A 19,066-nucleotide genomic window follows, 5' to 3' on the forward strand; every position below is an offset into this window, starting at 1 on the left:
TCGGTGCTCGCCGCCTTCCTGGCGCGCTGAGGCTCTAGCCCGGTAGTTTTCAAGCCGTTGATTTTGTTCGAGGAAGGGCGCGGCCAGGGTGGCTGGCGCGTTTCCTGCTATGGCCAGGCGGGGCGGTTGGCTTTGGCGAATCTTCGTCTAGGCTGACGAGATAACGAACAAAAAAGCAGGAAACTGCATGCGCAAGGGCATTCGAGCTTTCGTCCGGGTCGTGGACGCATTCAACCGGAGGGTCGGGCGTTTCGCCATGTACCTGATCTTCGCCATGCTGGCGGTGCTGCTGTATTCCTCGATCAGCAAGACCTTCTTCACCCCCTCGATCTGGACCCTGGAAAGCGCCCAGTTCCTCATGGTCGCCTACTTCCTGCTCGGCGGCGCCTACTCGATGCAGCTCGACGCCCACGTACGCATGGACCTGGCCTACAGCCACTGGTCGCCGCGCACCCGCGCCGTGGTCGATGCGATCACCGTGTTCATGCTGATCTTCTACCTGGTGCTGCTGCTGATCGGCGGCATCTCCTCCACCGAATACGCCCTGGAATACCAGGAAACCAGCTACTCGGCCTGGTCGCCCTATATGGCGCCGATCAAACTGGTGATGTGCTTCGGCATCTTGCTGATGTTGCTGCAGGCCATCGCCACCTTCTTCAAGGACCTCTACGCGGCCCGCGGGGAGACGCTGTGATGAGCTACGAGCTGATCGCACTGCTGATGTTCTCCTCGATGATGCTACTGCTGCTCACCGGCAAGCGCGTGTTCGGCGCCATCGGCTTCGTCGCCGCCGCCGCGGCGCTGCTGCTGTGGGGCGACGGCGGCTCGGAGATGGCCTTCAGCGCGGCGATGAAACTGATGAAGTGGTACCCGCTGCTGACCCTGCCGATGTTCGTGTTCATGGGCTACATGCTCTCCGAGTCCGGCCTGGCCGAAGACCTGTACAAGATGTTCCACGTGTGGATGGGGCCGCTGCCGGGCGGGCTGGCCATCGGCACCATCGGCCTGATGGTGGTGATCTCGGCGATGAACGGGCTGAGCGTGGCCGGCATGGCCATCGGCGCCAGCATCGCCCTGCCCGAGCTGCTGCGCCGCGGCTACGACAAGATCATGGTCACCGGGGTGATCCAGGCCGGCAGCTCGCTGGGCATCCTCATTCCGCCCAGCGTGGTGCTGGTGCTGTACGGCATGATCGCCCGTCAGCCGGTCGGCCAGCTATGGCTGGCCGGGGCCATTCCCGGCCTGCTGATGGCGTGCCTGTTCGTGCTCTATATCGTCGTGCGCTGCCGTCTGCAGCCACAGCTCGGCCCGCCCTTGGCCGAGGCCGAGCGGCTGCAGGTCAGCCGCCGGGAAAAGCTGTTGCTGCTGCGCGCCGGGCTGGCGCCACTGTTCATCTTCTTCGCCATGACCGGGCTGTTCCTGCTGGGCTACACCAGCCTGGTGGAAAGCTCCGCGGTGGGCGCCGCCGCGGCCATGCTGATGGCGCTGGTCAAGCGCCGGCTGAACCGCCAGGTGCTGGAGGAGACGCTGCGCAAGACCCTGGCCATCAGCTGCATGTTCATGTGGATCATCCTCGCCGCGCTGTGTTTCGGCGCGGTGTTCGACGGCCTCGGCGCGGTGCGGGCGATCGAGACCTTCTTCGTCGACAGCCTGCACCTGGGGCCCTGGCAGATCCTCATCATGATGCAGCTGTCGTTCATCATCATGGGCATGTTCCTCGACGACACTGCCATGCTGGTCATAGTCGCGCCGCTCTACATCCCGCTGGTCGGCGCGCTGGGCTTCGATCTGGTGTGGTACGGCGTGCTCTACACCATCACCTGCCAGATCGCCTACATGACCCCGCCGTTCGGCTACAACCTGTTCCTCATGCGCGCCATGGCCCCGCCCGAGGTGAGCCTGCGCGACATCTACGTCTCGGTCACCCCCTTCGTGCTGGTGATGGTCCTGACCCTGATCCTGGTGATGGTTTTCCCGCAGCTGGCGCTGTGGTTGCCGCAGCTGCACTACGGCGGCTGAGCTTCGGAAATCGGCGCGCCTGGCGCGCCAGCAGTCGAGCCGGCGCCTGCCGGTCACTGGCAAGGCCGCTGCGGCTGCGGCGGCAATGAGCGGTTGTATTGCATCTGCATCGACACTATAGGAGAGAACAGCATGAGTACGAGACGCGATTTCCTGAAAACCGCCGCGGTCGGCACCGCCGCCCTGGGTTCGGCGCACATCTACGCGCAGGAGCCGAAGAAGATCACCTGGCGCCTGCAGACCTACGCCGGCCCGGCGCTGGCCGAGCACGTGATCAAGCCGTCGATCGACGCCTTCAACAAGGCCGCCAACGGCCAGATGGAGATCCAGCTGTACTTCGCTGACCAGCTGGTACCCACCGGCGAGCTGTTCCGCGCCATGCAGCGCGGCACCATCGACGCGGTGCAGAGCGATGACGACTCCATCGCCGCGCCGGTGGACGTCTCGGTGTTCGGCGGCTACTTCCCCTTCGCCACCCGCTACAGCCTCGACGTGCCGGTGCTGTTCGAGCAGTACGGCCTCAACGACATCTGGGCCGAGGCCTACGGCGAGGTCAAGGGCGTCACCTGGCTCGGCGCCGGCGCCTGGGACCCCTGCCACTTCGCCACGGTGCAGCCGATCACCAAGCTCGACGACCTCAAGGGCAAGCGCATCTTCACCTTCCCCACCGCCGGCAAGTTCCTCGCCCGCTTCGGCGTGATCCCGGTGACCCTGCCCTGGGAAGATGTCGAGGTGGCGGTGCAGACCGGCGAGCTGGACGGCATCGCCTGGTCCGGCATCACCGAGGACTACACCGTCGGCTGGGCCAACGTCACCAAGTACTTCCTCACCAACAACATCTCCGGCGCCTGGATCGGTTCCTACTTCGCCAACTCGGACAAGTGGGCCGAGGTGCCCGAACACCTCAAGACCCTGTTCAAGCTGTGCATGGACAGCTCCAACTACTACCGCCAGCACTGGTACTGGGGCGGCGAGGCGCAACTGCGCGTCGAAGGCGGCAAGCTGCAGCTGACCTCCATCCCGGCCGAGGAATGGGCCACGGTGGAGGCCGAGGCGCTGAAGTTCTGGGACGAGATCGCCAAGACCAGCCCGCGCTGCGCCAAGGTGGTGGACATCTTCAAGAAGTACAACGCGCTGATGGCCAAGGCGGGGGCGCCTTATCGCGGTTGAATCCGGCGGCTCGTCAGGTGAGGCCATGCGCCCGTGCCGCGAGGTACGGGCGCGGTTTTTTATGGCGATGACCGCTGCCATCGACGCCTGTGCCGCGGGCTGTCCGTAGTTTCTGGCCTGCCTTGTCGTCCTCGCGCTGCGGTCGTCCGGTAGGGAACTGATTGGCACTATGCGCTTCAAAGTGAACGCTCGCACGATGCGAGCAAAAGTTCTGCGCTAGCATTCGACTCTCTCCATACAAGGACGTATCCCATGACCAAGCCGGCGTCGCGCCTGAGTGATCTCAACGCCTGCCCATTGCCCGGGCACGGCACCAATCCCACCACCAGTGGCTCTCCTGACGTGCTGTTCAACGGTTTGCCCGCCTTGCGGGTCGGCGATGGCACCGCCTGCGGCGACGCGGTTACGGAAGGGATCGGCAGCATCCTGATCAATGGTAAGGCCGTTGCCTTCCTCGGTAGCGCCACCAGCCACGGTGGAGTGATCGTCACCGGTTCGGGCGATGTGCTGGTGGGCACCGAAGTGGGGGCCGCGCCTTTCACGCCGCCGCAAATCCTGCCCCGTCACAGCGAGCAGTATCAGCTGTTCGACGAGCACAGCGGGCAGCCGGTGGAGGGCATGCTGTATTGCGTGGAGTGCGCCGATGGTCAGCGCCTGGTCGGCTACACCAATGCCTATGGCAATACCCCGCGCGTCTTTACCGAGCAACCCGCCTCGGTGGTGGTGCGCTGGGGGCGGGAGGCCGCCGGCTATCTCGATGCCCTGGGCATCGGTTACTGAGAGGTCGGGGCTATGACTCAGCAGCAGCGCATTCAGGGCAACACCACCGAGCAGCATGGCACGACCCGCGTTCCGGTCTCCTTGCAGCAGGACCACATCACGGTGGTCGGCGCCTCGCATATGACCCTGATGGAGCGAATGCGTGGTCAGAAGGGCAACAAGATGCGCTTCATCAATCAGGGCATACGGCAAATCCGCCTTTATCCCGAAGCCACGCCCAATCACTCCACCCAGCGCATCTTCCTGATCTTTATCGAGGACTACGAGCGGCGACTGCTCGACCGGGTGAAAAGAGTAGTTGAGACGCGCTATGGCGCTCGCTACCAGGAACTGGACTCCATCTCCCATCTGCTCGACTTCATCAACCTGCGCATCTCCAAGCAGCGCCACATCAAGCAAATGGACTTCTTCTCCCATGGCCTGGTAGGTAGCGTCGAGTTCGGCTACGAGCTGGATAAAGTCGATAGCTACCGGCTGCGCGATGCCCAGGCGAACATGCTCAAACCCGAGGCCTTCGAATTCGGGGCCAAGATCTATTCCTACGCCTGCCGTACCGGCCTGGGCATCGACGCTCACCTGCGCGTGGCAGCGGGTGAAGACCCCCAGTACGACAAGAGCCTGGCGCAACTTATCGCCAATGCCAGCAAAACGACGGTCTGGGCCTATCCCCGGCGCAGTAACTACGACCAGACCTACGGCAACGCCAACGATCGTGCGGCCATCGCCGGGGCCCGGCAGCGGATCCAGGCAGATAGGGAGGCCCAGGAGCGGTACATGCAACAGCGGAGGGCATATCGCCAGCGGTTGAGTGCATATCGTGCCACTCAAGGTAGCCAGAGTGCCCAGCTCCCCGATGAACACGAGCCTACTCCCCCGATCGCGACGGCTACAGCACAAGACAAGAAGCTGCTGTTGCATGCGGACAGTCGTGACGAAAATGAGCGGACCATTGGCTATCCGCTGGATGAGGAGGGGGCGGTGCGTGGCGTTCGCGCCGGGGATACGCCCGAAGGAGTACCGGCCTCACTTCTCGAATACAAGCCCAAATAAAATGTTCGCCCATCGAACCTTATGGATTACCGCCGTCCTGTTGTTGGGCCTAGGCCTGACAGGGCTGCACCTGAACGCAGAGGATCGCGCCATGCCCGCGAAAGTGATGATGTATTACGGCCCTTCGGACAACGAAGACATGTTCGATGCCACACGCTGGTTTGCTGGCGGCCAGTACCGATCGCGACCGGGCTTCGAGGACTATCCGCTCACCATGTTGCGTACCCGGCCGGCCCCTTTCACTCTGGATCAGATCGAGGATTTCCCTGTCATTGCTGCGATGGCGCTGCATGAACATTATCCGGACGCCGATTATCACAAGCTGCTCGATTCCGAGCCGGATCTCAGCGGCCGCGTGCGTTACGCCTACAGCGCTTTTGCCGAACCGGATCAGCCGCTGGACTACTACTACCTCTATGTAGAGCTGGATAACACCCGCTATGTGGTGACCTTCGACCGCGACGGTCAGAGCGGCGCGTTGCGCAAAACCACCTATCGAGCCGAGGCCATCATCGGCGAGTACGCCTCACAGGCCGAGCACCGTAAGGTCTTCGAGGAGATCGAAGCGCAGGAGAGGCGCGTGGGGCAGCGTGGCTGAGAAGAGGCTCTTTTTCCGCTAGGGAGTCATTGCGAGAAAGGATGTATGCAATGAAGCGTTCCGTAATGCTGGGCCTAATCCTGGTAGCGCTACTGCTGGGCTACACCAAGGTGATGGCGGGTATTGGTTCGGGAACCGCTCCCGATCTCGCGCTGCCGGACCAGCAGGCCGACCTGATCACCGTCGACAAACGGCAACGACGCATGGCGCTTTGGCGCCAGGGTGAGTTGCTGGCCGAGTACCGCATCGCGCTGGGCGGTGCAGGTGACGAGGGGCACAAGCAGCGCGAAGGCGACCAGCGCACGCCCGAGGGGCGCTACCTGATCGACTGGCGCAACCCCAAGTCGATGGCCCATCTCAGTCTGCATATCTCCTATCCCAACCCGCAGGACGAAGCCCGTGCCCGCGCCGGTGACTATGCCCCCGGTGGCAATATCATGATTCACGGTCTGCCCAATGGCTGGGGCTGGCTCGGACCGCTGCACCACTTGTGGGACTGGACCGACGGCTGCATCGCGGTGACCGATGCCGAGATGCGGCAGGTCTGGGCATTGGTGCCCAATGGCACGCCTATCGAAATCCGCCGCTGAAGCGCGGGCGGCGGTGTCGGCGGCGGATTTCGATAGGCGGGGGGGGAACCGCTATACACCGCTGGCAACCGAAGAGTGGTGCGCGCGGGCCCCCCTCGAACCGCAACCTTTGCGCCGGGCCCACGGATTTTTCCGCCGCATACCTGCCAGCCCGGCAATCCTGTACCACACTCAATGGGCCTGAAACGGACGCTGTGATAGGCGTCGCGCTGTGCCCATGCGCCGTCGGCCCTGCCAGGCCGGTCATGGCTGCCCAGCCGTGCGCCCAGCCCGCCCGCCATAACAACAAGACACGGGGGTTAGCATGTTCAAACCACGGGATGTAAAGACCCTGGGCGATGCCCGGCGCATCGTCGAGGAGCGTGGCCTGAGCCACGTGAAAGTCGGCCTTTTCGACAACGATGGGGTGATGCGCGGCAAGTACATGAGCCGCAGCAAGTTCTTCTCTGCCCTGGAGCACGGCTTCGCCTTCTGCGACGTGGTGCTCGGCTGGGACGTCAAGGACCAGCTCTACGACAACGCCCAGTACACCGGCTGGCACACCGGCTACCCCGACGCGCCGGTGCGCATCCTGCCGCACACCTGCCGTGAGATTCCCTTCGAGAACGGCATGCTGCTGTTTCTCGCCGAATTCGACCAGCAGGCCGAGGCGGTGTGCCCGCGCGGCACCCTGCGGCGGGTGGTCGAGCGCTGCCAGGGCATGGGCTTCGAGCCCTATGCGGCGCTGGAGTACGAGTTCTTCATGTTCGACGAGACGCCGGAGTCGGCGCGGGCCAAGGGCTTTCGCGACCTCAAACCCTTCACCCCGGACTGGTTCGGCTACTCGATGATCCGTAACTCGGTGCATGCCGAGCTCTACCACCAGATCCTCGAGATGGGCGAGAGCATGGATTTTCCCATCGAGGGCCTGCACACCGAGACCGGGCCCGGCGTGCTGGAGGCGGCCATCGCCTATGACCGCGCCGAGGCGGCGGCGGACAAGGGCGCGCTGTTCAAGACCTTCATGAAGGTGCTGGCCCAGCGCAACGGCCTGATGGCCACCTTCATGGCCAAGTGGTCGGGCAAGTACCCGGGGCAGAGCGGGCATATCCACGTCTCGCTGCGCGACCGTGCGAGCGACAAGTCGGCCTTCTACGACCCCGATCAGGCGCACAACATGAGCAAGCTGCAGCGGCATTTCCTCGCCGGGCAGCAGCGCCTGATGCCGGAATTCCTGTGCATGGTGGCGCCGACGCTGAACAGCTACCGGCGTCTGATTCCCGGGTTCTGGGCGCCCACCGACGCCACCTGGGGCGTGGAGAACCGCACCGCGGCGCTGCGGGTGATCCCCGGCAGCGACAAGTCGCAGCGCCAGGAGTACCGCCTCGGCGCCGCCGACGGCAATCCCTTTCTGGCCTTGTCGGTGGCCATCGGCTCGGGGCTGTACGGGATCATGCAGGAGTGGGAACCGACCGCGCCGGTCAGCGGCAACGCCTACGCGGTCAAGCATCCCGAGGAGCTGGCGCTGCCGCGCACCCTGTGGGACGCCGCGCAGCGCCTGAAGGCCTCGCAGGCCGCGCGCGAGCTGTTCGGCGACGCCTTCGTCGAGCACTTCGCCGCCAGCCGCGAATGGGAGGAGCGCGAGTACCGCCGCCATGTCAGCGACTGGGAGCTGGATCGCTACTTCGAAATCATCTGATTCCCCATTCCCCCAGCCTGGATGCAATCCGGGGCGCTGTTGCCGAGTGTCCCCGGCATGCATCCAGGCCATGCGGGCAGGTTTCTGGAGCACCTTATGAGCAAGCTGCAATGCATTTCTCCCATCGACGGCTCGGTCTACGTCGAGCGTCGTCTGGCCTCCAACCCCGAGATACAGGCCGCGCTGGCCAGGGCCGAGCTGGCGCAGCAGACCTGGAAACGCACGCCGCTGAGTGAGCGCATCGCCATCGGCCGGCGCGCCATCGCCGCCTTCGCCGCACGCGAGAGCCAGCTGGCCGAGGAACTGTGCTGGATGATGGGGCGGCCGATCCGTTACGCCGCCGGCGAGATCCGCGGTTTCGTCGAGCGCGCCAGCCATATGGCCGATATCGCCGAGGGTTCGCTGGCCGACATTCGCCTGCCGGATAAGCCCGGCTTCACCCGCTTTATCCGCCGCGAGCCGCTGGGCGTGGCGCTGGTCATCGCACCCTGGAACTACCCCTACCTGACCGCGGTGAATGCGGTGCTGCCGGCGCTGCTGGCGGGCAACGCGGTGCTGCTCAAGCATTCGGCGCAGACCCCGCTGTGCGCCGAGCGCATGGTCGAGGCCTTCGCCGAGGCCGGACTGCCCGAGGGCGTGTTCCAGTACCTGCACCTGAGCCACGGCGACACCGAGGCGCTGATCCAGGCGCCGAGCATCGCCCACGTCGCCTTCACCGGCTCAGTGCCGGGCGGGGTCATGGTCGAGCGGGCGGCGGCCGGGCGCTTTATCAGCGTCGGCCTGGAGCTGGGCGGCAAGGATCCGGCCTATGTGCGCGCCGATGCCGACCTGCAGCACGCGGTGGAAACCGCCATCGACGGCGCCTTCTTCAACTCCGGCCAGTCGTGCTGCGGCATCGAGCGCATCTATGTGCACGAGTCGCTCTACGACGCCTTCGTCGAACGCGCCGTGGCGCTGGTGCGTCAGTACCACCTGGGCCGCTCGGACGACCCGCAGACCACCCTCGGTCCGCTGGTGCGCAGCGACGCCGCCGACTTCGTCCGCGGCCAGATCGCCGAGGCGGTCGCCCAGGGCGCCAAGGCGCATATCGACCCGGCCGAGTTCCCCCTGGATGCCCCGGGCACGCCCTATCTGGCGCCGCAGGTACTGACCGGGGTGCACCACGGCATGCGGGTGATGACCGAGGAATCCTTCGGCCCGGTGGTGGGCATCCAGAAGGTCGCCAGCGACGAGGAGGCGCTGGCGCTGATGAACGACAGCGAGTTCGGCCTGACCGCGGCGATCTTCAGCCGCGACGTCGACGCCGCCATGGCCCTGGCCGACCGGGTGGAGGCCGGCACGGTATTTCTCAACCGCTGCGACTACCTCGACCCCGGCCTGGCCTGGACCGGGGTGAAGCACTCCGGGCGCGGCTGCACCCTGTCGCGGGTCGGCTACGAGCAGCTGACCCGGCCGAAATCCTTCCACTTCAAGACTCAGCTGTGAGGCGCGCCATGGACCTGAATCGATACCGCATGAACTGGAACTACCCGACCTCGATGCGCGTCGGCGTCGGCCGCATCAGCGAGCTGGCCGAGTCCTGCCGCCAGCTCGGCATGCGCGCGCCGCTGCTGTGCACCGACCCCGGCCTAGCCGCACTGCCGATGATCGACGCGGCGCTGCGCCAGTGCCGCGATGCCGGGCTGAAGGCAGGGCTGTTCTCGGCGATCAAGGGCAACCCCACCGGCGCCAACGTGATGGACGGTGTGGCCGCGTTCAATGCCGGCGGGCACGACGGGGTGATCGCCTTCGGCGGCGGCTCGGCGCTGGATGCCGGCAAGGCCATCGCCCTGATGGTCGGCCAGGATCGGCCGCTGTGGGATTTCGAGGACGTCGGCGACAACGCCAGCCGGGTCAAGGTCGCCGGCATGGCGCCGGTGGTGGCGGTGCCGACCACCGCCGGCACCGGCTCGGAAGTCGGCCGCGCCTCGGTGATCACCGACGACGCGGCACAGATCAAACGCATCATCTTCCACGCGCGGATGCTGCCGGCGCTGGTGATTCTCGACCCCGAGCTGACGGTCGGACTGCCGGCCAAGATCACCGCCGCCACCGGCATGGACGCGCTGTCGCACAGCCTGGAGGCCTTCTGCTCACCGCTGTTCCATCCTATGGCCGAGGGCATCGCCCTGGAAGGCATGCGCCTGGTGCAGCAGTACCTGCCACGTGCGGTCAGTCAGGGCTCCGACGTCGAGGCGCGGCTGCAGATGTTGGTGGCCTCGAGCATGGGCGCCACCGCCTTCCAGCGTGGCCTCGGCGCCATGCACGCGCTGGCCCATCCACTGGGGGCGCTGTACGACGCCCACCATGGCTTGCTCAACGCAGTGCTGATGCCTTACGTGCTGGTGGCCAATCGCGGTGCCATCGAGCCACAGATGGAGAAGATGGCGCGCTACCTGGCGCTGCCGGGCAGCGGCTTCGAGGCGGTGCTGGACTGGGTGCTGGCGCTGCGCAGCGAGGTGGGCATTGCCCACAGCCTGGGCGAGATCGGCATCGACGATCGGCGCATCGAGCAGGTGGGACGGATGGCCGAGGTCGATCCCTCGGCCGGCACCAACCCCATCGCCTTCAGCGCCGCGCAGTACAGTGCGTTGTTCGAGAAAGCGCTGCGCGGAGCCTTGTAGCCCGGATGCAATCCGGGGTGGTTGGCCGGGTTGGCCGCGGATTGGAGCCGGGCTAGGGCTGCGATTAGGCCCCTCTCCCATTTATGGGAGAGGGCAAATCCTGTGGCTTACTCCCCCGCCTGCGCCGCCTTCAAGGCCTCCAGCGCCGGCGCGGCGTAGATGCCCACTTCCACCGCCAGCTCCATCACCCGCGGCAGGTCGCTGGCGTACACCAGCACTGCCTGCAGCTCGTCGTCCAGCGGTTCGCTGAAGTCCACCAGCACGTAGCCGCCGGTTTCCGGCGACAGCGCCGAGAGCTGCACCTGGATGCGATTGAGCGCGGTAAGCGGTTCGGTCTTGGCCAGTTGCTTGGCCTTGAGCACGAACGGCACCTGCGGGCCGAAGGACTCGGTGATCTGCTGGAATAGCTCCTGGTAGCTGTCGGCCTGGAACAGCACGGTATCCGGCAGGCTGCCGACCACCACCCATTCGCCCAGCGGAATGGGGAAGTCGTCGTCGTAGTTGACGTCGGGGTTGGCGGCGAGGAAGGCGACCGGGTCGGCATAGGCCTGCGCCGCTTCGTCGGCGATGCGGGCGATCTCGTCCGCGGGCAGGCAGCCGGAGCTTATCTTGGCGATCAGTTCTTCCAGCTGGGCTTTCATCGGGGCATTCCTGTTGGGGGGCGAAGGCGCGCAGGATAAGGCAAAGCGCGCCGGGCTAGAAATAGGCCAGCAGGCGGCCGAGGCTCATCACCAGTAGCCAGGCCAGCAGCGACAGCGCCGCCTGCAGCCGACCGAGCAACGGTGCGCGCCCGTCCCAGTCGCTCAGCCGGGCGCTCCACAGATGCCGAAACAACAGGGCGTTGCCGATACCCAGGGCGATCAGCAGCAGCTTGAACTGCAGCAGGCGGTTGCCGAGCAGTGGCCCGGCGTCGGCGGCGAACAGGCAGAATCCGCTGCCCAGCAACAACAGCAGGCCGGCCACCGCCAGCGGCGTCAGCGCGCGCGACACCGCCGCCAGCGGGAAACCGCGACCGGCACCGAGCAGGCGTGCATCGAGCAGCAGCATGCTGCCGAGCAACAGCACCAGGCCGAGCAGGTGCAGCAGGTTGAGCGCCGGGTAGAGCAGCGTCGAGCTGCGCATCTGCTCGCCCAGGGCCGAGGCCTCCAGCCAGGCGGCCCAGGCGGTCAGCACGTCCATCTAGCGCAGTTCGATGGTGCGGCCGTCGACGATGATGCGCTCGGCGCGGATCTCCGCGGTGCCGTCCTTGCGCGGGTAGCCGACGATGGTCACGGTCTTGCCCGCAGTCAGGTCGGCTTCCGGCAGGCCGCGGGCCTGCAGGCGGCTGAGCGGGGCGAGGATCACCAGCCAGCTGCGCCCGTCGTGCTCGATGCTCACGTCGGCGTGCGGGTTGCGGTAGTTGACCTGTTGCAGCGGCACTTCCAGGGTCAGGGTCCGATCGGCGTCGTAGGAGCTCCAGCCGTGGTGGGCCTGGGCGAGGGCGCCGGCCAGCAGCAGGCCGAGCGCGGTGGCGAGGAGCAGCAGTTTCTTCAGCATGGCGGTCACCCGGTGTGGCTGGTTGGACACCGGGTAAACCTAGACCCTGCAGCCCGCGCCGCGGCGGGTGGGCAGCATTTGGAAACAGAATCGGCCGGCCCTCGGTAGATTGTCGCTGCGCGCCGTGAAGCCCAACCGCGGGCCGGCGGACGCCCCCGTTGGGCTTCGTCGCGGGCTCCTCAGCCCAACCAAGGGTCCGGGCCCAAGGGGGCGCAAGGCGCCTCAGCCGTAGCGCTTCTTCGCCTCGATGGCCAGGCCGCTGCCGATGCTGCCGAAGGTGTTGCCTTCCACGCTGCGCGCATTCGGCAGCATGGCCGCCACGCTCTGGCGCAGCGCCGGCACGCCGCTGGAGCCGCCGGTGAAGAACAGCGTGTCGACCTGCTCGGCGGCGATGCCGGCATCGGCGAGCAGCTGGCCGAGGCTGGCGCGGATACGTTCCAGCAGTGGCTCGATGGCCTCTTCGAACAGCGGCCGGCTCAGTTCGGCGACCAGCCCCGGCTCCACGCGCGACAGGTCGATGGCGCGCGCGTCCTGCTCGCTGAGGGCGATCTTGCTGTCTTCCACCTGCATCGCCAGCCAGTGCCCGGCGCGCTGTTCGATCAGGCCGAACAGGCGGTCGATGCCGGTGGCGTCGACTATGTCGTAGCGCATGTTCTGCAGCGCCAGCTGGGTCTTCTGCGCGTACAGCGCGTTGATGGTGTGCCAGGTGGCCAGATTGAGGTGGTAGCTGGTGGGCATGAAGGCGTCGCTCTTCATCCGGCTGCCGTAGCCGAACAGCGGCATCACCCCGGCCAACGATAGCTGCTTGTCGAAATCGGTACCGCCGATATGCACGCCGCCGGTGGCGAGGATGTCGTCCTGGCGCTCGGCCAGCTGGTGGCGCTCGGGTGCCAGGCGCACCAGGGAGAAGTCCGAGGTGCCGCCGCCGATGTCGACGATCAGCACCAGCTCCTCGCGGTCCAGGTTCGACTCGTAGTCGAAGGCCGCGGCGATCGGCTCGTACTGGAACGACACCTCCTTGAAGCCGAGCTGGTGCGCCACGGCGACCAGGGTGTTCTGCGCCTCCTGGTCGGCTTGCGCGTCGTCGTCGACGAAGAACACCGGGCGGCCCAGCACCACCTCGTCGAAGCTGCGCTCGGCCAGGCGTTCGGCGCGGCTCTTCAGCTCGCCGATAAAGAAGCCGAGCAGCGCCTTGAACGGCAGCGCACTGCCCAGCACCGTGGTCTCGCTCTTCAGCAGCTTGGAGCCCAGCAGGCTCTTCAGCGAGCGCATCAGGCGGCCTTCGTAGCCCTCCAGGTACTCGTGCAGGGCCTGGCGGCCGTAGACCGGGCGGCGTTCCTCGGTGTTGAAGAAGATCACCGAGGGCAGGGTGATCTTGCCGTCTTCCAGCACCAGCAGGCTGTCCTGGCCGGGTCGCAGCCAGCCGACGGTGGAGTTGGAGGTGCCGAAGTCGATGCCACAGGCGCGGGCGGGGGTGGTGAAGGGCATGGTGCGGACAGCCTGAGAAAACGGCCGCGCATTCTAGGGCAGGTCGTGCGGGCGTGCAGCACCGGGTATCAGTTTTCCGGGGATTTGCGATTACCGCACCGGGGTTCGATAATCGCCAGGCACTGTCGACCGCCCCGGAGGTTCCATGAGCGATACCCGTCCGCCCCTGTCCAGCCTGGCGCCGCCGCCCTACGTGTCGCCGGCCAAGCGCATCGAGGAGTTCGCCGGCGATCCCAATTTCATGACTTCCCTGGCCCGCGGCCTGGCGGTGATCAACGCCTTTCAGGAGCGCAAGCGCCACCTGACCATCGCCCAGATCAGCCACCGCACCGAGATCCCCCGCGCCGCAGTGCGCCGCTGCCTCTACAGCCTGATGAAGCTGGGCTACGTCACCACCGACGGGCGCACCTATTCGCTGCTGCCCAAGGTGCTGACCCTGGGCCACGCCTACCTGTCGTCGACGCCGCTGGCGGTGTCCGCCCAGCCCTATCTCGACCGTTTGAGCGAGCAGCTGCACGAGGCCTGCAACCTGGCCACCCTGGAGGGCGAGCAGGTGCTCTATATCGCCCGCTCGGCGATTCCGCAGCGGCTGATCTCGGTGGATCTCAGCGTCGGCAGCCGCCTGCCGGCCTACTGCACCTCCATGGGCCGCATCCTGCTCGCCGCGCTGGACGACGACCAGTTGCAGGACTACCTGGCCCACGCCGAGCTGCAGCCCAAGACCAGTCGCACCCTGCACACCCCCGAGGCGCTGTGGGAGTGCCTGCAGCGCGTGCGCCACCAGGGCTGGTGCATCGTCGACCAGGAGCTGGAGCAGGGCCTGCGCTCGCTGGCGGTGCCGGTGTACGACTCCGCCGGCCACGTGCTGGCGGCGATGAACGTCAGCACCCACGCCGGTCGCGTGCCGATCAGCGAGCTGGAAAAGCGCTACCTGCCGCTGATGCTCAGCGCCAGCCGCGAGCTCAGCAGCCAGCTGTTTCGGCCTTCTTGAGCAGATCCTAGGGGGGATGGCGCTTTTTACATCCACCAGGACGGTGGATCGATAAAGCGCGATCCACCCTAGGAGATCCTGCCTGATCCAGACGAAAGCGGGCGGTAATCGCCCGCCGCGATATTCGCCCAAGGTCCGATTGCCTAAGCTCGCCAGGCCGCTAACCTGTGCCGGTCAACCGTTGATCGGCTCGTGATCAGCGGCAGGCCATTTGCCTGTATCTATGGTTCGAGCGAGGAGGGCAGCCTTGGCCCGTCAGCACTCGCCAGTTGATAACAATAAGAGCGCCCTGAGTTATGGACTGTCGTCTGCTCAACGAGAAGAGTCGGCTGTTCGCCAATGCCGACCCCTATGCGGTATCCGACTACGTCAACCAGCATGTCGGCTCGCATTGCATTCGCCTGCCCAACAGCGGCCGCCCGGCCGCCAGCCTCAGCCACCGCAGCTTCGCCAGCCTCGACCTGTGCCGCATCAGCTACGGCGGCAGCGTGCGCGTCACCTCGCCGGCGCTGGAAACCATCTATCACCTGCAGATGCTGCTGCAGGGCCACTGCCTGTGGCGCGGCCACGGCCAGGAACACTACTTCACCCCCGGCGAACTGCTGCTGATCAACCCGGACGATCCGGTTGACCTGACCTATTCCGACGACTGCGAGAAGTTCATCGTCAAGCTGCCGAGCCAGCTGATCGAGCGCGCCTGCAGCGACAACCACTGGCAGCGCCCGGCCGACGGCGTGCGCTTCGCCTCGCGCCACCAGCTGCAGCAGCTCGAAGGCTTCACCAACCTGCTCGGCCTGGTCTGCGACGAGGCCGAGAGCGAGCAGTCGCTGCCCTCGGTGCAGGAGCACTACACGCGGATCATCGCCAGCAAGCTGCTCGGCCTGCTCGGCAACAACGTCAGCCGCGCGGAGCTGGCCGAGAGCAACCCCTCGTTCGAGCGCCTGGTGCAATTTATCGACGACAACCTCAAGCAGGACATCAGCCTCGAGCAGCTGGCCCAGCTCGCCCACATCAGCCCGCGCTCGCTCTACGCGCTGTTCGACAAGCACCTGGGCACCACGCCCAAGCACTATATCCGCCAGCGCAAGCTGGAGCGGGTGCACGCCTGCCTCAGCGACCCCTCGGCCAAGGTGCGCAATATCACCGAGGTGGCGCTGGACTACGGCTTCCTCCACCTCGGCCGCTTCTCCGAGAGCTACAAGAGCGCCTTCGGCGAGCTGCCCTCCGATACCCTGCGTCGCCGCGAGTCCTGATCGCTCCGCGTGTTTTCGGTGCGCACGGCACACCCTACGAGCGGGTAGCTTGTCCTCCGATCAAACACGCGTCGTAGCTCTTCCGGTTGGCTACAGGTGGAAAACGCTCCGCGGTTTTCCACCTTCCGAGTTTCTGCCCAGGCCACGGCTGACGCGGCTTCTACGACCTTGGTCGCACCCTGCAGAAAACGGATAAAGGTCCTGCACTAACTGGATATTGTCGGACAATCAGGCGGCATAGCCTTGGAACCGTTGAAACAATAACAACGGAGCCATGGCCATGAACCTGGGACTCGACTACCTCAATAGCCTGCTTGAAGAAGACAAGGACAAGGGCATTTTCCGCTGCAAGCGCGAGATGTTCACCGACCCCCGGTTGTTCGACCTGGAGATGCAGCACATCTTCGAGGGCAACTGGCTGTACCTGGCCCATGAGAGCCAGATCCCCAAGGTCAACGACTACTACACCACCCACATGGGGCGCCAGCCGATCTTCATCGCGCGCAACAAGGAGGGTGAGCTCAACGCCTTCATCAACGCCTGCAGCCACCGCGGCGCCATGCTGTGCCGCTTCAAGAGCGGCAACAAGGCCAGCTACACCTGCCCCTTCCACGGCTGGACCTTCAACAACAGCGGCAAGCTGCTCAAGGTCAAGGACCCCAAGGAAGCCGGCTACCCCGACAGCTTCAACTGCGACGGCTCGCACGACCTGAAGAAGGTCGCCCGCTTCGAGTCCTACCGCGGCTTCCTGTTCGGCAGCCTGCGCGAGGACGTGGCGCCGCTCGAGGACTTCCTCGGCGAGTCGAAGAAGATCATCGACATGATCTGCGACCAGTCCAGCGAAGGCCTGGAAGTGCTGCGCGGCTCCAGCACCTATGTCTACGAGGGCAACTGGAAACTGCAGGCGGAAAACGGTGCCGACGGCTACCACGTCACCGCCGTGCACTGGAACTACGCCGCCACCCAGCAGCAGCGCAAGCTGAAAGAGGCCGGCGACGACATCCGCGCCATGAGCGCCGGTGGCTGGGGCAAGAAGGGCGGTGGTTTCTACTCCTTCGAGAACGGCCACCTGCTGCTCTGGACCCGTTGGGACAACCCCGAGGATCGCCCGCTGTTCGCCGACCGCGAGCGCCTGGCCGCCGAGTTCGGCGAAGCCCGCGCCGACTGGATGATCGGCCACTCGCGCAACCTCTGCCTGTACCCCAACCTGTACCTGATGGACCAGTTCGGCTCGCAGCTGCGCATCGCCCGGCCGCTGTCGGTGGACAAGACCGAGGTGACCATCTACTGCATCGCGCCCAAGGGCGAGAGTGCCGAGGCGCGCGCGCGGCGCATCCGCCAGTACGAGGACTTCTTCAACGTCTCTGGCATGGCCACCCCCGATGACCTGGAAGAGTTCCGCGCCTGCCAGCAGGGCTTCGCCGGCCGCGCCATGCAGTGGAACGACATGTCCCGCGGCGCCCAGCACTGGATCGACGGCGCCGATGATTCAGCTCGCGAGATCGACCTGCAGCCCTTGATGAGCGGCGCGCGCACCGAGGACGAGGGGCTGTTTGTGCTGCAGCACCACTACTGGCAGCAGCAGATGATCCAGGCGCTGCAAGAGCAGCAAGAGCAGCAAGAGCAACTGATCCACGTGGAGGGTGCGTAAATGAGCCTTTCCTATGACGCCGTGCGCGACTTCCTCTACCGCGAGGCGCGCTACCTGGACGACAAGCAGTGGGACCAGTGGCTGGAGCTGTATGCCCCGGATGCCGAGTTCTGGATGCCGGCCTGGGACGATGCCGACCAGCTGGTGGAAAACCCGCAGACCGAGATTTCGCTGATCTGGTACGGCAACCGCAGCGGCCTGGAGGACCGGGTGTTCCGCATCCGCACCGAGCGCTCCAGCGCCACCATTCCGGATACCCGCACCTCGCACAACATCAACAATATCGAGATCGTTGAGCAGGCAGAGGGTCTGTGCCGGGTTCGCTTTAACTGGCACACCCTGAGCTTTCGCTACAAGACCGTCGATCACTTCTACGGCACCAGCTTCTACACCCTGGATACCCGCGGCGAGAACCCGCTGATCAAGGCCAAGAAGGTGGTGCTGAAGAACGATTACGTGCGCCAGATCATCGACGTCTACCACATCTGATTCCGCTGCAGCGCTGCCGGCGGGAGCCCTCGGCTCCCGTCACGGGACCCTGCACGCCGCCAACCGCATAGCGAGGTGCGCCATGAGCCACAAGATCGCACTGAATTTCGAAGACGGGGTGACCCGCTTTATCGACGCCAACCTGGGTGAGACGGTGGCCGACGCCGCCTACCGCCAGGGCATCAATATCCCCCTGGACTGCCGCGATGGCGCCTGCGGCGCCTGCAAGTGCTTCGCCGAAGCCGGCCAGTACGACCTCGGCGAGGAATACATCGACGACGCCCTGAGCCAGGCCGAGGCCGAGCAGGGCTATGTGCTGACCTGCCAGATGCGCGCCGAGAGCGACTGCGTGATCCGCGTGCCGGCCTCCTCGCAGCTGTGCAAGACCCAGCAGGCCAGCTTCGAGGCGGCCATCAGCGCGGTGCGCAAGCTCTCCGACAGCACCATCGCCCTGTCGGTCAAGGGCGAGGCCCTGAGCCAGCTGGCCTTCCTGCCGGGGCAGTACGTCAACCTGCAGGTGCCGGGCAGCGAGCAGACCCGTGCCTACTCTTTCAGCAGCCTGCAGAAGGACGGCGAGGTCAGCTTCCTGATCCGCAACGTGCCGGGCGGGCTGATGAGCAGCTTCCTGAGCAACCTGGCCAAGGCCGGCGACAGCATCAGCCTGGCCGGCCCGCTGGGCAGCTTCTACCTGCGCGAGATCAAGCGCCCGCTGCTGCTGCTGGCCGGCGGCACGGGCCTGGCGCCCTTCACCGCGATGCTGGAGAAGATCGCCGCCGAGGGCTGCGCGCACCCGCTGCACCTGATCTACGGCGTGACCCACGACCATGACCTGGTCGAGCTGGACAAGCTGGAAGCCTTCGCCGCGCGCATCCCCGGCTTCAGCTTCAGCGCCTGCGTGGCCAGCCCCGAGAGCAGCTACCCGCACAAGGGCTACGTCACCCAGCACATCGAGCCCAAGCACCTCAACGACGGCGAGGTGGACATCTACCTGTGCGGCCCGCCGCCGATGGTCGAGGCGGTCAGCGCCTATATCCGCGAGCAGGGCATAGCACCGGCCAATTTCTACTACGAGAAGTTTGCCGCCAGCGCCTGATTGCTCCTTGGCTCCGC

At 65.8% G+C, this 19,066-nt stretch carries 19 protein-coding genes; 15 read left to right on the top strand and 4 right to left on the bottom strand.

The genetic code is table 11. From position 1 onward, the window contains the following. The first annotated feature begins 187 nt into the window (after positions 1-187). The 10 genes from ACW9UL_RS03000 (at position 188) to ACW9UL_RS03045 (ending at position 10,548) form a co-directional block, all read left to right on the top strand. Complete coding sequence (locus ACW9UL_RS03000; RefSeq protein WP_122109126.1) at positions 188-694, top strand: TRAP transporter small permease subunit; 507 nt, start codon at positions 188-190, stop codon at positions 692-694. After that, on the top strand, positions 694-2,019 hold the full coding sequence (locus ACW9UL_RS03005) for a TRAP transporter large permease (RefSeq protein ID WP_021441905.1): 1,326 nt from the start codon (positions 694-696) through the stop codon (positions 2,017-2,019). Before ACW9UL_RS03000 ends, ACW9UL_RS03005 begins: the two co-directional genes overlap by 1 nt. 132 nt (positions 2,020-2,151) lie before the next feature. Continuing rightward, positions 2,152-3,189, top strand: a complete 1,038-nt coding sequence (locus tag ACW9UL_RS03010) for a TRAP transporter substrate-binding protein (RefSeq protein WP_021441904.1) — start codon at positions 2,152-2,154, stop codon at positions 3,187-3,189. Between the two features lie 252 nt (positions 3,190-3,441). Beyond that, entirely contained in the window at positions 3,442-3,969 is a 528-nt protein-coding gene (locus ACW9UL_RS03015; RefSeq protein WP_457788804.1) for a PAAR domain-containing protein, read from the top strand. A 12-nt stretch (positions 3,970-3,981) separates the two neighbouring features. Then, entirely contained in the window at positions 3,982-5,019 is a 1,038-nt protein-coding gene (locus ACW9UL_RS03020) for a hypothetical protein (protein WP_457788805.1), read from the top strand. 91 nt (positions 5,020-5,110) lie between these two features. Next, on the top strand, positions 5,111-5,617 hold the full coding sequence (locus ACW9UL_RS03025; protein ID WP_457788806.1) for a hypothetical protein: 507 nt from the start codon (positions 5,111-5,113) through the stop codon (positions 5,615-5,617). 50 nt (positions 5,618-5,667) lie between these two features. Then, positions 5,668-6,207, top strand: a complete 540-nt coding sequence (locus ACW9UL_RS03030) for a L,D-transpeptidase family protein (protein ID WP_457788807.1) — start codon at positions 5,668-5,670, stop codon at positions 6,205-6,207. Positions 6,208-6,511: 304 nt separating this feature from the next. Continuing rightward, a complete protein-coding gene (locus ACW9UL_RS03035) occupies positions 6,512-7,885 on the top strand; it encodes a glutamine synthetase family protein (protein WP_457788809.1) in 1,374 nt (457 codons plus the stop codon). Positions 7,886-7,981: 96 nt separating this feature from the next. After that, positions 7,982-9,370, top strand: a complete 1,389-nt coding sequence (locus ACW9UL_RS03040; RefSeq protein ID WP_457788810.1) for an aldehyde dehydrogenase family protein — start codon at positions 7,982-7,984, stop codon at positions 9,368-9,370. A gap of 8 nt (positions 9,371-9,378) precedes the next feature. Beyond that, positions 9,379-10,548: an iron-containing alcohol dehydrogenase gene (locus ACW9UL_RS03045; RefSeq protein ID WP_457788812.1), complete on the top strand. Its 1,170-nt coding sequence runs from the start codon at positions 9,379-9,381 to the stop codon at positions 10,546-10,548. 107 nt (positions 10,549-10,655) lie between these two features. Here the strand turns inward: ACW9UL_RS03045 and ACW9UL_RS03050 are convergent, their stop codons facing one another. From ACW9UL_RS03050 to ACW9UL_RS03065, 4 genes are all read right to left on the bottom strand, one after another. Then, on the bottom strand, positions 10,656-11,189 hold the full coding sequence (locus tag ACW9UL_RS03050) for a hypothetical protein (protein ID WP_457788813.1): 534 nt from the start codon (positions 11,187-11,189) through the stop codon (positions 10,656-10,658). A gap of 55 nt (positions 11,190-11,244) precedes the next feature. Further along, positions 11,245-11,727, bottom strand: a complete 483-nt coding sequence (locus tag ACW9UL_RS03055) for a hypothetical protein (RefSeq protein ID WP_397486552.1) — start codon at positions 11,725-11,727, stop codon at positions 11,245-11,247. Next, positions 11,728-12,114, bottom strand: coding sequence for a DUF6152 family protein (locus tag ACW9UL_RS03060; protein ID WP_457788814.1), 387 nt, complete (start codon positions 12,112-12,114; stop codon positions 11,728-11,730). It lies immediately after the preceding gene. Between the two features lie 192 nt (positions 12,115-12,306). After that, on the bottom strand, positions 12,307-13,572 hold the full coding sequence (locus tag ACW9UL_RS03065) for an Hsp70 family protein (RefSeq protein WP_457788815.1): 1,266 nt from the start codon (positions 13,570-13,572) through the stop codon (positions 12,307-12,309). A gap of 145 nt (positions 13,573-13,717) precedes the next feature. Here ACW9UL_RS03065 and ACW9UL_RS03070 point away from each other — a divergent pair, with 145 nt between their 5' ends. The 5 genes from ACW9UL_RS03070 (at position 13,718) to benC (ending at position 19,049) form a co-directional block, all read left to right on the top strand. Further along, a complete protein-coding gene (locus ACW9UL_RS03070) occupies positions 13,718-14,563 on the top strand; it encodes an IclR family transcriptional regulator (RefSeq protein ID WP_397495926.1) in 846 nt (281 codons plus the stop codon). A 296-nt stretch (positions 14,564-14,859) separates the two neighbouring features. After that, a complete protein-coding gene (locus ACW9UL_RS03075; RefSeq protein WP_021441894.1) occupies positions 14,860-15,816 on the top strand; it encodes an AraC family transcriptional regulator in 957 nt (318 codons plus the stop codon). A 280-nt stretch (positions 15,817-16,096) separates the two neighbouring features. Continuing rightward, the gene (gene benA, locus ACW9UL_RS03080) at positions 16,097-17,467 is read left to right on the top strand and encodes a benzoate 1,2-dioxygenase large subunit (protein WP_457788816.1); all 1,371 of its coding nucleotides are present in this window, start codon (positions 16,097-16,099) and stop codon (positions 17,465-17,467) included. Next, on the top strand, positions 17,468-17,956 hold the full coding sequence (benB, locus tag ACW9UL_RS03085) for a benzoate 1,2-dioxygenase small subunit (RefSeq protein WP_457788817.1): 489 nt from the start codon (positions 17,468-17,470) through the stop codon (positions 17,954-17,956). It abuts the gene before it with no gap. 82 nt (positions 17,957-18,038) lie between these two features. Further along, complete coding sequence (gene benC, locus ACW9UL_RS03090) at positions 18,039-19,049, top strand: benzoate 1,2-dioxygenase electron transfer component BenC (RefSeq protein ID WP_457788818.1); 1,011 nt, start codon at positions 18,039-18,041, stop codon at positions 19,047-19,049. Positions 19,050-19,066: the final 17 nt, after the last annotated feature.

It is taken from the genome of Pseudomonas sp. PL-6, from assembly GCF_054110165.1.